This is a genomic window from Enterococcus sp. UD-01 (assembly GCF_044909655.1).
Taxonomy (GTDB): Bacteria; Bacillota; Bacilli; order Lactobacillales; family Enterococcaceae; genus Enterococcus_L.
Genome location: NZ_JBIYEU010000016.1, coordinates 1 through 14,280, shown reverse-complemented (window position 1 = coordinate 14,280; position 14,280 = coordinate 1). Strand labels below are relative to the sequence as shown.

Annotated in this window: 19 protein-coding genes; 2 read left to right on the top strand and 17 right to left on the bottom strand. The window is 36.6% G+C overall.

The window, feature by feature from the left end; genetic code table 11:
- Positions 1–5 precede the first annotated feature (5 nt).
- The 12 genes from ttdB to rlmH all read right to left on the bottom strand — a co-directional run bounded on the left by ttdB (position 6) and on the right by rlmH (position 8,887).
- A complete protein-coding gene (ttdB, locus tag ABH902_RS12420; protein WP_404591186.1) occupies positions 6–617 on the bottom strand; it encodes a L(+)-tartrate dehydratase subunit beta in 612 nt (203 codons plus the stop codon).
- Positions 614–1,540, bottom strand: coding sequence for a L(+)-tartrate dehydratase subunit alpha (ttdA, locus tag ABH902_RS12415; protein WP_404591185.1), 927 nt, complete (start codon positions 1,538–1,540; stop codon positions 614–616). Before ttdA ends, ttdB begins: the two co-directional genes overlap by 4 nt.
- A gap of 394 nt (positions 1,541–1,934) precedes the next feature.
- On the bottom strand, positions 1,935–2,957 hold the full coding sequence (locus ABH902_RS12410; RefSeq protein WP_404591184.1) for a helix-turn-helix domain-containing protein: 1,023 nt from the start codon (positions 2,955–2,957) through the stop codon (positions 1,935–1,937).
- Between the two features lie 128 nt (positions 2,958–3,085).
- Positions 3,086–3,580, bottom strand: a complete 495-nt coding sequence (locus ABH902_RS12405; RefSeq protein WP_404591182.1) for a cupin domain-containing protein — start codon at positions 3,578–3,580, stop codon at positions 3,086–3,088.
- 421 nt (positions 3,581–4,001) lie between these two features.
- On the bottom strand, positions 4,002–4,745 hold the full coding sequence (locus ABH902_RS12400) for a hypothetical protein (protein WP_404591180.1): 744 nt from the start codon (positions 4,743–4,745) through the stop codon (positions 4,002–4,004).
- 325 nt (positions 4,746–5,070) lie between these two features.
- The gene (locus ABH902_RS12395; protein ID WP_404591178.1) at positions 5,071–5,307 is read right to left on the bottom strand and encodes a hypothetical protein; all 237 of its coding nucleotides are present in this window, start codon (positions 5,305–5,307) and stop codon (positions 5,071–5,073) included.
- 26 nt (positions 5,308–5,333) lie between these two features.
- Positions 5,334–5,597, bottom strand: a complete 264-nt coding sequence (locus ABH902_RS12390) for a hypothetical protein (protein ID WP_404591177.1) — start codon at positions 5,595–5,597, stop codon at positions 5,334–5,336.
- Positions 5,598–5,627: 30 nt separating this feature from the next.
- Positions 5,628–5,924, bottom strand: coding sequence for a hypothetical protein (locus tag ABH902_RS12385; RefSeq protein ID WP_404591175.1), 297 nt, complete (start codon positions 5,922–5,924; stop codon positions 5,628–5,630).
- 18 nt (positions 5,925–5,942) lie between these two features.
- The gene (locus ABH902_RS12380) at positions 5,943–7,301 is read right to left on the bottom strand and encodes a triacylglycerol lipase (protein WP_404591174.1); all 1,359 of its coding nucleotides are present in this window, start codon (positions 7,299–7,301) and stop codon (positions 5,943–5,945) included.
- Positions 7,301–7,819: a hypothetical protein gene (locus ABH902_RS12375; protein ID WP_404591172.1), complete on the bottom strand. Its 519-nt coding sequence runs from the start codon at positions 7,817–7,819 to the stop codon at positions 7,301–7,303. Before ABH902_RS12375 ends, ABH902_RS12380 begins: the two co-directional genes overlap by 1 nt.
- A 138-nt stretch (positions 7,820–7,957) precedes the next feature.
- The gene (locus tag ABH902_RS12370) at positions 7,958–8,209 is read right to left on the bottom strand and encodes a hypothetical protein (RefSeq protein ID WP_404591170.1); all 252 of its coding nucleotides are present in this window, start codon (positions 8,207–8,209) and stop codon (positions 7,958–7,960) included.
- 198 nt (positions 8,210–8,407) lie between these two features.
- Positions 8,408–8,887: a 23S rRNA (pseudouridine(1915)-N(3))-methyltransferase RlmH gene (rlmH, locus tag ABH902_RS12365; protein WP_404591168.1), complete on the bottom strand. Its 480-nt coding sequence runs from the start codon at positions 8,885–8,887 to the stop codon at positions 8,408–8,410.
- A 424-nt stretch (positions 8,888–9,311) separates the two neighbouring features.
- On the opposite strand from rlmH, the gene ABH902_RS12360 reads away from it, so the two are divergent.
- Positions 9,312–10,604 carry a S1C family serine protease gene (locus tag ABH902_RS12360; protein WP_404591167.1) on the top strand — a complete coding sequence of 431 codons (1,293 nt, stop codon included), beginning with the start codon at positions 9,312–9,314 and terminating at the stop codon, positions 10,602–10,604.
- 68 nt (positions 10,605–10,672) lie between these two features.
- Here the strand turns inward: ABH902_RS12360 and ytpR are convergent, their stop codons facing one another.
- From ytpR to pepA, 4 genes are all read right to left on the bottom strand, one after another.
- Positions 10,673–11,290, bottom strand: coding sequence for a YtpR family tRNA-binding protein (gene ytpR / locus ABH902_RS12355; protein WP_404591165.1), 618 nt, complete (start codon positions 11,288–11,290; stop codon positions 10,673–10,675).
- A 281-nt stretch (positions 11,291–11,571) separates the two neighbouring features.
- Positions 11,572–12,027: a universal stress protein gene (locus ABH902_RS12350; protein WP_404591163.1), complete on the bottom strand. Its 456-nt coding sequence runs from the start codon at positions 12,025–12,027 to the stop codon at positions 11,572–11,574.
- A 44-nt stretch (positions 12,028–12,071) separates the two neighbouring features.
- A complete protein-coding gene (locus tag ABH902_RS12345) occupies positions 12,072–12,389 on the bottom strand; it encodes a thioredoxin family protein (RefSeq protein WP_404591288.1) in 318 nt (105 codons plus the stop codon).
- A gap of 8 nt (positions 12,390–12,397) precedes the next feature.
- Positions 12,398–13,471 (bottom strand): glutamyl aminopeptidase, encoded by a 1,074-nt coding sequence (pepA, locus tag ABH902_RS12340; RefSeq protein WP_404591162.1) that lies wholly within the window; start codon positions 13,469–13,471, stop codon positions 12,398–12,400.
- Positions 13,472–13,732: 261 nt separating this feature from the next.
- On the opposite strand from pepA, the gene ABH902_RS12335 reads away from it, so the two are divergent.
- The gene (locus tag ABH902_RS12335; protein WP_404591160.1) at positions 13,733–14,074 is read left to right on the top strand and encodes a peptidase; all 342 of its coding nucleotides are present in this window, start codon (positions 13,733–13,735) and stop codon (positions 14,072–14,074) included.
- A 108-nt stretch (positions 14,075–14,182) separates the two neighbouring features.
- On the opposite strand, the gene ABH902_RS12330 is transcribed toward ABH902_RS12335, so the two are convergent.
- Positions 14,183–14,266 (bottom strand): IS3 family transposase, encoded by an 84-nt coding sequence (locus ABH902_RS12330; protein ID WP_404591287.1) that lies wholly within the window; start codon positions 14,264–14,266, stop codon positions 14,183–14,185.
- Positions 14,267–14,280 lie beyond the last annotated feature (14 nt).

The window sequence follows — 14,280 nt, the reverse complement described above, 5'->3', positions numbered from 1 at the left end:
CTTGTTTATTTTATAAACCCAACCTCTTGGCAAATACGCTCAATCTCTAGCTCTTTTCGTTTATTGAACTCAATTTTGTTTTGTTCAAACAAATTATTTCCCAGTGTATCAATCGAGACAACCAACGGACCATATTCTTTTACTTCATTGACCCACAACGTTTCTGGCATGCCCAGATCTTTCCATTGCGCATCGATAATACGTTCTACCTTTTCAGCCGCGTACACAGCATTTCCAGCTGGATAAACCAAGTGAAGCGCTTTGTATTTTTTACAGCCGGCTTCTGTACCTGCACCCATACCGCCTTTACCGACGATCAGCCTTACGCCAGTCTTAGCGATGAATTCTTCTTCAAATTTTTCCATCCGCATACTTGTAGTCGGACCGACTGAAATCATTTGATAGGTGCCGGCTTCTTGTTCTTTAACGATCGGACCGGCATGTAAAATGGCTTTATCACGAACATCCACTGGTAAATCCAAGCCTTCTTCAACCACTCGACGATGGGCAACATCACGACAAGTAACTAAAATCCCTTCAAGATAAACAATATCGCCAATTCGTATATCCGCAATATCCTCCGCACTCACTGGCGTTTTTAAGTGAAACTCTCTCATAATGAAACCTCCTTATGCAATGGGAGCGTGTAATTCAAATCTTTATCAAAAATAATTTTTCCCCGCCGATGCGACCAGCAGCCTGTATTGATAGCTACTCCAATAACGGAAGGATGCCGTGCTGTATTGATGATATTTACACCCATGACTGATTTTTTACCGCCAAATCCCTGCGGTCCAAGGCCAATATTATTAATCCCGTCCTCTAGAAGCTGCTCCATTTTCGCCGCATTTTCATTGGGACTGATACTATCAACTTCACGCATTAACGCTAATTTTGAATTCATTGCAGCAGTTTCCACCGAAGTAGCAATTCCAATTCCTACAAGTAGCGGCGGGCAGGCATTAATTCCGTAGCTGGTCATTTGATCCATAACAAATCGCACAACACCTTCATAGCCTTCACCGGGCATTAACACTTTAGCTGCTCCGGGAAGTGTACAGCCTCCGCCAGCCATGTAAACATACATTTCGATGCCATCGCCGTCTCCATCGATCTCTGTCACAACAGTTGGAATGCCATTACCTATATTCAGGCCAGTATTGTATTCATCAAATGTCTGAACAGCGTTGTGACGTAAAGGCGCCTCCTGTGTGGCATAATAGACCGCTTCTTTCAAAATCTCGTTTAATTCACTAAGCAGCGGGAATTTAGCGCCACATTTAACGAAAAACTGCAGTGCACCAGTATCTTGACAGCTTGGTCTTTTCAGCTCTTCAGCTAACAATTGATTTTCCCACATCGTGTTATAGACTAATTGCTGCAGTGGATCCACTTCTTCTTTGGACAATTCACCCAATTTCTTTGTTACATCATCTGGTAATTTACGACTCACCACTGCTATATATGCAGCAAGAATGTCCCGCATTTTAATTGCGTCTGGCGATAGTTGTTTTTCTTCATACGCATATTTGATAACCATGATATACCTCCTCGTTGATAGAACTATTATCTCCACAGAGCGAACACATTGCTACCCGAAAAAATCGATTATTTCGGCTGCTGTACGTTACAATCAGCGCCTTTTTTTGAGTTTAAGCAAAGCAAAGATGACAAAAATAGCCATCATTTGTTCGTTATAAACGCAAGAGTTGTTTCCGCTTTCAAAAAAAGAAAATGACAATTATCAGGTATCCAAATTTTGGAGATTAACTCTCATTATCATCGTATCACTAAGAACCTACTGTTTCGACGCAAAAAAGGAATCCACGTAAATTGGCAAAAAATTCACGTGGATTCCTTTCTATTCTAAAGTCCTTCAATTTTAGTACAGCTTGATGTGATGATCATAGCGCAGTTAGTGCCGGCTATCAGTCCTAAGTGGTTAATTCTTTTAGATTCAATAGGAGTTTGTTGTATTTTTCTTCATAATCAAGCCGCGAACAGCCATCACAAGGGTTCAAATAGATTGTTTCTCGACTGTTATTGATTTCTTGTAATTTAGAACTGATTGCCGCTATTTCGTCGTCACTTATCTTCTCTTGAAAAAATTTATCCGTTTCAATTAGATCAGGATTGACTTGTTTTCTGTATGCACTTGGCGTGATGCCAAAATGTTTCTTAAACATACTGTTAAAGGATTTAATATCACTAAAGCCGCTGGTTAAAGATATTTCAGATACTTTATTCGTCGTAACAGCCAGATCCAGCAAGGCATTTTGTAAGCGGCATCTGGTAAGATATTCGTAAAAATTAATTCCCAGCTCCGCTTTAAAAAGCTTTGATAAATGCGAAGGTGAATAATTGGTCACCTTGGACAGCTTCTCTAAAGACAATTGCTTAAAATAATTTTTTTCAATATATTCTATAGCCGTATCTAAAAGAGGCTGCCTTTTTTTAATCAATACCTCGGCACTTTTCGAACTCCCCTCACAAAAAAAACTTAATAAGCTATTGGCAAGTGAATAGAACGTCGCATTACTAAAAAAAGCTTCTGTTTGATCGTCAGCCATAAGAATCAGCTTGGCCAGGTTATAGCGAATTTCATCATATAAAGAATTCCGACGTTCCAAGGTAGAGTTTACTTTAAAGAAGCCTTTAGTCAAATCAATTCCTTGAGTTATATAGAAATCAGGTGAAATATACGTTCTCATCGCGATACTGTTTGGAACGATGGCAAATGTTGCATGCCCAATATTTGGATTAATTAAAAATAAGTCATCCTCGATTAAAGAAAAACGTTCACCGTCAACATTTAGCTCAATTTCCCCTTTTAAAAGCCACAAAAGTTCAATGTCGTTATGCCAATTATAGTGATAACTACCAATTTTATAGATCAATTGATCGTAATTCGTTCTTAAACTTTTATAAGAGTCTTGTTGATTTATAGTTGAATTCATACAAATAACCCCCTCGCTTCATTCTCCTTATTCGTATTATAGCATCAAATTGACTTGTTATAACATAGAACTTTTAACGAATAAAAATTGAACAGCGAGCAAATGTTATTTAAGAATAGCACTAAAATTTATTCCTTACTTATTTTTTCAAAAGCTAGACGATCGATAATTTCATAGTTTTCGGGATACTTTTCAAGTAATTCCTCTTTCGTAAAAAGTTTAAAATCTTCAAATGTAAAACCCGGTGCTACCATACAACTTACCAGCGCATAAGTATCTCCTTTATTAACTGAAGAACCGAAAATGGTTCCTTTTTCAACCACATATTGCAATACGTCGCCTTGTTCAATATTTAACCCTACAGAGGTTTCTTTATAAGAACCATCCTTCCTTAATTCATGGACTTTCAATGATGAACCGTAATGAAAATACCACACCTCATCTGCAGTCAATTGATGAAAATGGGAAGGGCTGTCCTCTGTCAATAAGAAATAAATATTGGTATACAGCGGACGATTCTTGTCCGCCAGCCAATCATTTGAAGCTGGTAGTTCCTTATAAAAACCGCCTTCTTGATGCGGAACCAAACCTAATTTATCGATCCAATACTGCTTGTCGAGCATAGAAAAAACCTCCTGAGTCTCTATTGATTATTGCTTTGAATGAGTTTTTAGAATGATTTGCTCTCTTTTCAACTACATTAACCAACGCTATTTTTTGTTTTCTTTCTATCATAAACGATAAATGCTAGGGAGGGAATCTTTATCAAAACAATTTGGTACAGATAATGATAATTGGTGAAAAAAATTTTTATAGGATATGACCAAGTAGCAACACTATCAGAAGTAATCTCTTATATCAATATTAGGAGTTGAACTAAAGTTATTTAGGCTCGGATCATTGAAGCAAAAGGCAAAAACGCACTTTTCATTTCACATTGACTGATTCTATGAATTGCTCAAGAATTGCCCTTTGGCTGCTGTTTGACTACGCTCTCATCAGAACTGTTTTCTGTTCACTTGTTCCAACGATCACTAAGTCCACTTATTTTGCTAATTTTCTAATCATTAATTTTTTTGAAGAAATGAGTAAAATTCCTATAGAAATTAACAAAAATACGATAATACTAATTATCAATACTATCATGCCATTCTCATAGGTCAGCAGCGAACTGGCAAGAGTTTTCATGCTGCTCCCACCCGTTAAAATGTGCGTTATATCAATGTAACTAAGTAGGACATAGTAGATTTTATTGTTCTCTCGTCCAAAAGCGTATGTTAGTTTAGGAATTCCACCTACTCCTTGCACGTCTTTTCCAGTAACATAAAATATCTGATCTTCTTCGCTTGTATTACTTGCTAATTTTCTATTTGCTTTCGTTAGTTTTATAATATTAGTATCGGATTCAGCAATCTGTCTTACAGATTTATTCATAGTACTTTGTGATGGATATCCGTTAAAAAACCAATCCTCAGGTGCTCCTAAAACAATTAACGCTGCTCGTTGTTCTACTGACAATTTTTTTACAGCCTCTGATGCATAATTATATTCACTATTACTCACAGAATTAGACATACTTACTTCAGTGGAAGAGTGAGACATTGATGAGCTCTTGTCAGTGGATTCGTAAGGACTTGTTGAAACTTCGGAACGATTTACTTCTTCCTTAGACTTATTTGAATAGCCGTGTACCACAATAAAAATAAATAATCCTGCAATAATAGCTACTAACCCTACAATAATGTAGAAGTATTTCCTTTTTTTACTGTTATTTTCAACTCGACTCATTTAATTTCCTCCTTCAGTTCCTCGTTTCTACAAGTTGCATCATTTACGATAATGCTCTGCGTATCATAAGGAGATGATATTCGTAGAACTTTCTGATGACAAAGAGCCCTACGAATATAGACAATGGTTCTTCTTGTCGATGAATCACTTCAATTGCTTGGCGTTGATCATCTGGATTGAACTCAAAGATTTGTAAATAGTCTAATTCGGTTTCTTACTTGCCTCCTTGAAACACAAAAATAAATCAACCACCATTCAAGATGATTAACCTTCATAAATATAATATATAGTTATTTTTAAGCTAAATACATTCCTTACAACTGATTTACAACGATTTCCTTAATGAAATTCCGTCTTTCGGCGTATTTTCGTACTTCCTATCCCAGGAATCAACCACTTGTTGTATTTCTTTTAAAGTTCTCTCTAATTCTTCAAAGTGTTTATTAGCTTCTTTTTCTGTTTTCAATTGGCTTTCTAAACTTTTGAGTTGGGCATTCTGTCTAATTTCACGAATTTTTTGACGTTGTACTTCCTTACGCAGTTCTAATTCTTTATCATCCATTAGAAACACACCTTTTTCTATTCCAATTAAAATTTATCCAGCATTTTTCCTTGTTCTTCAAAAACTTGCGTTACTTTCTTTCCAAATTGCCCTTTTACTGTTTCTCCTAGACCACTTGTTGCAGAAATAATGGAACTTTTTGCACTTTCTGATTCCGTTTCTCCAGATTTTTTTGTTTTTTTCACAAGACTATCTTTTTTCTGAACAAGTGCCATTGCAGTGGCTTGAGCGCTCATTTTTTGTAAATTCTTTTTATATTCTTTTAATAGTTTTTCAATAGCTTCTAACACGTCATCATACTCCTTTTACGGTTTAGTTTGTTATTGAAGTTTTTTACGATAGGCTTGTTCCGCTTCGTCTTCTTTTAACGAAAGGATTCGTTTCTCTCTGTCTAATTTTGAGAAAAAATCTTCTTCAAGACGTGATAGTTCACGTCTTGCCCATTCCATGGGTTCAGTTGTTTCACCAAATCGTTGTACTTGCCGTTGCATTTCAGAATAGGTATCATTCGTTGCTTGTTCCGCTTGCCGTCTAATTCTTGTCAATGCAGCAGCTTCCTCTTCAAGTTGTCGTCTCGTTTGTTGATAATCCGCCAATGCTTGTTCTTCTTGATTCATACTCGTGTCGCTCCCTTTTTAGGCAAGTTGTTTCGCTAATTCTTGGTCTCGTTGAACTAATTCATCTATTTTTGCGGTAATATCTTTTGTTAGGTCACTAAATTTACTACTCATTTGATGTGCTAAACTTAGTTTTTCTTGAAATCCTTGTGAAGGAATCGTCACCATTGTTTGTTCCGTACATCCCATTGCCTGCATAGCATCTAAAACTTCGCCATAAGATAAGTCAGGACAATTACTTTGAATCGTTGAACGTCCTTCTTGCCATATTTCTTCTAATTCCCTAATGGCATCTTTATAGAGCTTTACGACGTTCTCCATTGCCATGTCAAATTTTGAAGATGCAAGCTTTACAATGGCTAGCGCTTGGCTATCGTCTAAATAGATTTGTTCATTTCCAGATAAACCGCCACCACTAGCAGTAAATTTTTTACGTAAAACGTTCAATTTGGTGAAACTATCAATTTGAGTTTGAAGCCACTCATTTTCTTTTTTTAAGCGTTGATACTCTTTTTTACCGCCCATTTTATCTACACCATAATATTCTAATCTACGCATCTGCATCTTATTTTCAACGATACTTTGCGCTAAAAGAGTTTGTTCGATTGAGATACCACTATTTAAATCGGAATAAACTACGATATCTCCGTATTTATTGACATAGTTTCCTTTTTTATCTACTTTGAACTGATCTCTTGAATGACCAAATAACTTCCAGCCTTTATTATCGATACCTATACTTAAGAATGGTATTTTCTTCTGACCACCAGTCATCCAACCACTAGTTACCGCATCAGATGTATCATAGATGTTGACAATAGTACCCTTATAATTTTTAATTTGTGCATCAGTTAACCCTGATCCAGCAGCACCATAGGTTATGGCATTATACCCTTTTAAAACAGCAATATAGATAGCTTCTGCGCCACCTAATGAATGCCCTGTGGTAGAAATAGTGTACCCATCTTTTTTAGAATATCGTTGTTCAATAACATTGGCGTAATCTAAAGCAGACTGGAAAGCTCCATCTGTATGTTTGTCATTTCTACCGATTTCTCTAACATCAGTTTTAATATCCTGCCAACCATTCGTCCCAGCATATGAAATAGTAATATCGTTGTTAATTACTGATTCTGGATAACCAGGTACCTTCTGTAATTCTCTGCTATCATAAGATTTATACTCATCTTTTATTGTTGCCGTTGTCATTGCTTGCATACTATTTCCTTTAGGCCTTTGTTCATTTCCTATTATATCCTTGTTAGTATCGACAACATCTAATACCAAATGGTTAGTGTCTTTTATGATTTGATTTACTTTTGTCTTACCAGATTCTACACCATAGGAAGCCCCAGAAAGTAGTCTATTTTGATCCACTATTCAATCCCACCTTTATAAAAAACAACGGATTTTTCTGGAAATATATCATTCGTTTTTCTTTTTTTCTTTTCTAAATAGTATGGACCATCACCATTATATTCACCAATATGATAAATCAACTTACCTGTTTCAGCAGAAACAGTGTCTAAAGAGACGTCATCAGTATATACACTATTAATTACAAAATTTAAGTTAACAGCATTCATTGATGTAGTTGAAATTTTTGTAAACTCAATTTTTTTTATATCAGAATATATACGAGCATTTTTTAATTTTTCTAAGTATTCTATATTAGTCCAACCATTTCTTCCATTATCAAATTCTTTATCAATTTCAGCTACTTTAGATTCATCACTAGTATACAGAACATAATTATTATACAAATAATTAGCTAAATCAGTTTGAATAGTTAGTAACTCTTGTTTATCTTTCTCTCTTTCCATATACCATTTACCTCCGATTGTTAAACCTACTAAAATTATTATAGCTAAAGCTATGAATGCATTTTTTTTCATTCGTTTCTCCTTAAAGTAAGAGTAATTTAACTATAACATAATTATTAAATTCATAAAACTACATATTATTATTAGTGAGAGTGTAAAGTTGATATTATATAGCCAACATAGGCTCAATTAACCAGACATCACTATCTTTCATTCCATTTTTTTACTACCACAAAAATAATCCAACACGCTATCTTTAGATACAATGCCTAATTGTATAAGTGGTATTTGTATCCCATTAATTTCTTTCTTATATATAACATTATTAGGCAATGCAATAGCAGAAATAATATCTTTGCATTCTTGGTTTAAAATATTTAGTGCTACAGCTACGGCTTTTCCCATATGATTTTTTACTTGATTATCATTGAATGGCTTACCATATCTAGCAGAATCTTTCATTGAAGACGTTGCCCCTTTAGCTTCAATAAAGATTTTGTTTCCATTTTTAAATGCCTCAATGTCAATTCCTGTTTTTGTTGTAGTTACATATCTTTCTATTGTATACCTTGACTATTTAAATACCTCATTATGATTTCAACTACTTCATTTTCGGTCAATAATTCATTTGCATTAACCTGTTCCCTTTCCAAGAATCCCCTACTTATGATACGGTTCCCCCCGCATAATTCGAAACCCGCGATAAATCTGTTCCACCAAGACCAAGCGCATTAGCTGGTGTGGATAAGTCAATCTTCCAAAGGAAATCTGCTTTTGACTTCTTTTCAGTACCTCTTCACTTAATCCTAATGAACCGCCGATGACAAAAGCTAATTGGCTTTTGCCGTTTATCCCCAGTTGTTCAATTTCTTTAGAAAATTCTTCGCTGCTGTATTGCTTGCCGTTAATCGCTAAGGCAAATACGTATTCCTGATCGGAAATTTTGGCTAAAATTCGTTCACCTTCTTTGTTTTTTACCTGCAGCATTTCTGCTTCGCTTAGGTTTTCTGGTGCTTTTTCATCGGCCAATTCGATAATTTCTACTTTGGCGTATTTTTGGAGTCGTTTCAGATATTCATTAATCCCCTGCACAAGGTATTTTTCTTTTAATTTCCCCACAGTAATGATTTTGATTTTCAAAAAATGTCACTTCACTTTCCTGTCTTTGTTTAGCTGTTAATAATTTTAGCATGAATAAGATTCCTCTTCCACACACTTTCCCACAAAGTTATGCACATATTCACAGACTTATCCACAGGTTTATACCGATTTATCCTTTATTTTACAGTATTTTTAGATACAAACACATATTCCCATTGTTTTATCCACATTATCCACATTTTGTGGATAACTTTCCTAAGTAGTTTTCCCCCTCTTTTTTTAAAGTTTTTCACACATTGCTGTGTATAAGTTAAGCTTGAAAGATTTCTTCATTATTTATATCTGTTTTTCTCCCAAACTTGTTCATAAAAAATTCAAAGCTCTTCTGTAGACTAAAGTTGTCTTGAAAGACTATACTAAATATAATAAATAAATAGAAAATTACATATGGAGGTTGCTTGTTATGCAAAAGAAAGATGTTACACCTAATTCAGATAAAAAAGAAAACAACCTATTAAAAAAATTCGGTATTGGTCTGCTCGGAGGATTATTAGGAGGAGCTTTAGCTTTTGGGGGTGCTTACGCTATTATCAATCCGGATTCTTCCTCCACACCATCCACTTCTACAAGTACCGTTAAGGATAACAAAGGCGATACTAAAGTAACAAATGTAAATTTAGATGTTAACAGCGATGTAACTAAAGCTGTGGATAAAGTTAAAAATGCCGTGGTTTCTGTTATTAATTTACAATCTCCTAGTCAAAGCAATGACAGCTTTGGTGGTTTATTTGGCGGAAGTGATGAACAGGATTCCAGCAATAGCGACAACGGTAGCGATTTACAGGCTGCCAGCGAAGGTAGCGGTGTGATTTATAAGAAAGACGGCAAAACTGCCTATGTCGTTACAAACAATCACGTTGTTGACCAAGCTAAAGGTCTGGAGGTCGTTCTTCATGACGGAACTAAGGTTGAGGGTGAGTTAGTCGGAACTGATTCTTATACTGACCTTGCCGTAATCAAGATTTCTTCTGACAAAGTAGATGCGGTGGCCGAATTCGGTAACTCTGACAACTTAAAAATCGGTGAACCTGCTTTAGCGATCGGCTCTCCGTTAGGTTCTGCTTATGCAAATTCTGTGACACAAGGGATTATTTCTTCTCTAAACAGAAATATCCAAAATGAAAATAACGGACAACCAATCAATATTAATGCGATCCAAACAGATGCAGCGATTAACCCAGGAAATTCAGGTGGTCCGCTAGTAAATATTGAAGGACAAGTGATCGGCATCAATTCTGTTAAAATCGTGCAGTCAGAAAGTCAAGTGAGCGTTGAAGGTATGGGCTTTGCGATTCCAAGTAATGATGTGGTAACCATTATCAATCAGCTAGAAAAAGACGGCAAAGTGACTCGTCCGGCTTTAGGTATTGGCATGAAAGACCTATCTGAAATTTCAACCCAACAAAGAAAACAAGTCTTGAACTTACCAGAATCCGTTCAAACCGGTGTTCTAGTGGCTACGGTTCAAACAGCTACTCCAGCTGAAAAAGCCGGTCTTGAAAGATATGACGTGATTACTAAAATTGATGATAAAGAAGTTGAATCTATTACAGACTTGCAAAGTGCTTTATTCAATAAAAAAGTCGGCGATAAAATGAAAGTGACTTACTATCGTGATGGTAAAGAAAAGAGTACGACTGTTGATTTAACGATTGATCAGTCAGCTTTAAAATCAAATAGTCAAACAGGCGAATAACAATTATTATCAAAACAAAAAAATGAGAGCAGCAGCTGGAAAAGCTACTACTCTCATTTTTTATGTGCTTATTGACCAACAGCAAAGGCTTCACCGATAACTGCATCAAATGGCAATTCCAAAATACCTTTTTTCGTTGGTGCATTTGGCAAGCGCAGTTCTGAAGCGGAACAAATCATCCCGAAGCTTTCCATGCCACGCAAAACACCCGGCCAAATCATTAAACCATCTGGCATCATTGCGCCCGGCTTTGCCACAACAACTTTTTGTCCGGCTTTGATGTTTGGCGCTCCGCAAACAATCTGCAGTACTTCACCATGATCAACCTCGGTTTGAGTGATGGATAAATGATCAGAATCTGGATGCTTCTTACAAGATTTAACAAAGCCAACCACTATTTTCGGTTCCTTATCACTTGTTAAGGTTTCAGTAAAACCAGCTTCTTTCAGTAATTGATTTAACTTGTCAATCTGTGCATCTGTCAACTCTACTTGACCTGCACCGGTAATTTCACCTAAAACACTTGATGCGTCAAAAATATTCCAAGCCACAACCGGTCCATCCTCTGCCACACGAATGCGAGCAACCTGACCTTTGCGCTCAACCATATTTTCCTGACCCTTGTCATCATTCACGATAATGAACAACACATCACCAACATGTTCTTTATTATAAGCAAAAATCATAAAATCCTCCTAATTTAAAAGCGGAACAGGCTTGCCCAGCTCTTCGAAAAGGTTCAACACTTTCTACGAAAGTCTTGTACTGTTCATCATCAACTCATTTCTTTCGTTGTGATTCTCAGCAAAATAGGAAATTGAGACTAAGGCGCCTTTTGCCTTATTCGCAATTTATCTTTTTTCCGAAGAGCTAGCCTGTGCAGCTAGATAACTAATAATAAGGTACAACAGCTCATTTCTTTCACTGTGTTTCTCAGCAACTGAGCTGTTTTTTACCGCAAGCTATTTTATTCTTTTTCCGGATGAACGATCAGCACATCGCAAGGGGCTTGGCGGATGATATAGCTGCTGACGCTGCCCATCACTAATCGTTCTACCGCATTTAAGCCTGATTGTCCTACCATAATTAAATCTACATCATATTCTTCCGGTAAATCATGACACATGACTTCTTTCGCTGATCCATAGGCAATAACCGTTTCTAGTTGAGCAAACTGGGCTTTTTCAGCATATTGTTTACAAGCAGCCAAAAGCTCATTAGCATTTTCGGTTTCTTGATCCAATAAATTATCATTTAGCGTAGAATAACCCATCATTGTATAAACTTGATTTTCAATAATGTGAGCAACGATGACACGACCATTATTTCTTTGTGCAACGGCCACAGCCTGTTCAAAGGCTAAATTTGCTTGGTCACTGCCGTCGATGCCGACTAAAATATTTTTATAGGTTTGTGTTAACACAACACTCATCTCCTGATCAATTTTTTGCTACTGACAAGCATTTATTAGGCACTAATGCTTTTTAAAAAGGTAGTGATTTCTTCTTTCGTTTTGCGATTTTTATTCACTAAACGACCCAATTCTTTCCCTTCACGTGTAACGACAAAACTGGGGATACCGAAAATATTCCATTCTGAAGCTAATTCTAAATACTTGTCCCGATCTACTTCAATAAAGCGAAATTCCGGAAACTCTGCTTCGATTTCAGGCATAACTGGTTTAATAAAGCGACAATCACCGCACCAATCTGCAGTGAAAAAGAAGACACTTGTTTCTCCTTCAACGTATTCGGCCAATTCTTCATATGAAGCTGGAATAATCATATTCATTCCTACTTTCCATAAATAATAGTATTAACAGTTGTTTTATCTAAGCCCTTCAAGACTTGGATCAACATTTCCCGAGCGGCTTCGAAATCTTTGATGTTAAACATTGTTTGGTGCGTATGAATGTAACGTCCGCAAACACCGATCACGGTACTTGGCACACCATTGTTAGTCGTATGGGCAGCACCTGCATCCGTACCGCCTTTAGAAACAAAGTATTGATAAGGGATATTGTGAGTAGAAGCGATATCCAGCAAATATTCACGAACGCGCGGCAATGTAATCATCCCCGGATCGTAAATACGTAATAAGGTTCCTTCACCAAGATGACCATAGGTACCTTTTTTTGTTTGAATATCATCAGCGGCCGAACAGTCTACAGCAAAGAATAAATCCGGCTCGAATTTGTGTACAGATGGTTTTGATCCGCGCAAACCAACTTCTTCTTGAACATTGGCTCCAGCAATTAAAGTATGCCCTAATTTTTCATTTTGCAACGCTTCTAATGCTTCTAAAACAAGGGTACAGCCATAACGATTATCCCACGACTTACTGATAATGTTTTTGCCATTAGCAGTTTTGATTGTTTCTGCCAAAGGAACAATGGAGTCGCCCGGACGTACGCCAAAGCTTTCTGCCTCTTCTTTTGATTCAAAACCGGCATCAAACAATACATCCGTTACTTCCAACTGCTTTTGTCCACTGCCTCCGCGCAATAAATGCGGAGAAACAGAAGAAGAAATACATGGATAATTGCCTTTACTTGTTTTTAAAGTAAAGCGTTGGGATGAAACAACATATGGATTCCATCCGCCCAAAGGAACAACCTGAAACAGACCGTTGTCTTTAATTTGGGTTAACATAAAGCCGACCTCATCCATATGAGCTGCGACCATCACGCGAGGATCATCCTGAGACGCTTTTTTCAGACCGAAAATACCGCCTAAACCGTCGTATTGGATTTCATCCACTAAAGGTTCCATCTTTTGTTTCATATACGCACGGACATCCTCTTCAAATCCGCTGGTCCCTTGTAGTTCTGTTAGTTCTTTGATGCGCTGAAATGTTTTTTCTTCCATCGTTGTATTATCTGCCAACGTCCTGATGATTCGTCGAAAAAATTGTCTTCAACTGCAGGAATCGCTTTTCTTTTCTGAAAGAGATATAAGCTTTTTCAGAAATGGCAGATACTCCTTTCATCTGAATTCACAATCAATTATAACGCAAAATTTTTCAATTGCCCACGTTTTTTGTTTTTCGATATTTCAATAGATTGTGTTAGAATAGAATTGAAGCTGAATGTTTCAGCAAACACTTGAGAAGGCTCGGAGGTTATCCCCATGAATGAAGAAAATGAATTAAGCTATTTTAAAGGCGGCTTGGCAATTGGTGTGAGTCTGGGGATCATAAGTGGGATCGCTTCTACATTATGGTACCAAAAAAAACGTACATTAGATGCTGACTTAGTTTTAGAAAATGTCAAAAATGCTTTTTTAAAGGAAGGTCCTATTGAAGGCTCTTGGATTGAATTTGAGAAAAAACCCTTGCGGAAATTTGCGGTTCATTCAAAAACCTACAATGGCGGTATTTCTCGCTTGGAAGACGGCGTGATGGTGCAATACGAATTTATCGCTGATGCTTTTACCGGTACGGTGATTGATGTCAAAAGAATCAAAGACTAAAAAACAGAGAAAAACTAGCATTTAGTTTTGTAGTGACCCCAAAAAGTTAGACTTTTATGGAGTGGAAAAATCCACTCCTTTTTTATGCAATGAAACAGGTTGTTACATTCACCTTTGTGCTGCTTCTCGAAACACCACTGGACTTTGATTATTTAATTTCCTTTTCATTCGTTCATGATTATAATACTGGATATAGTTTTCAATGG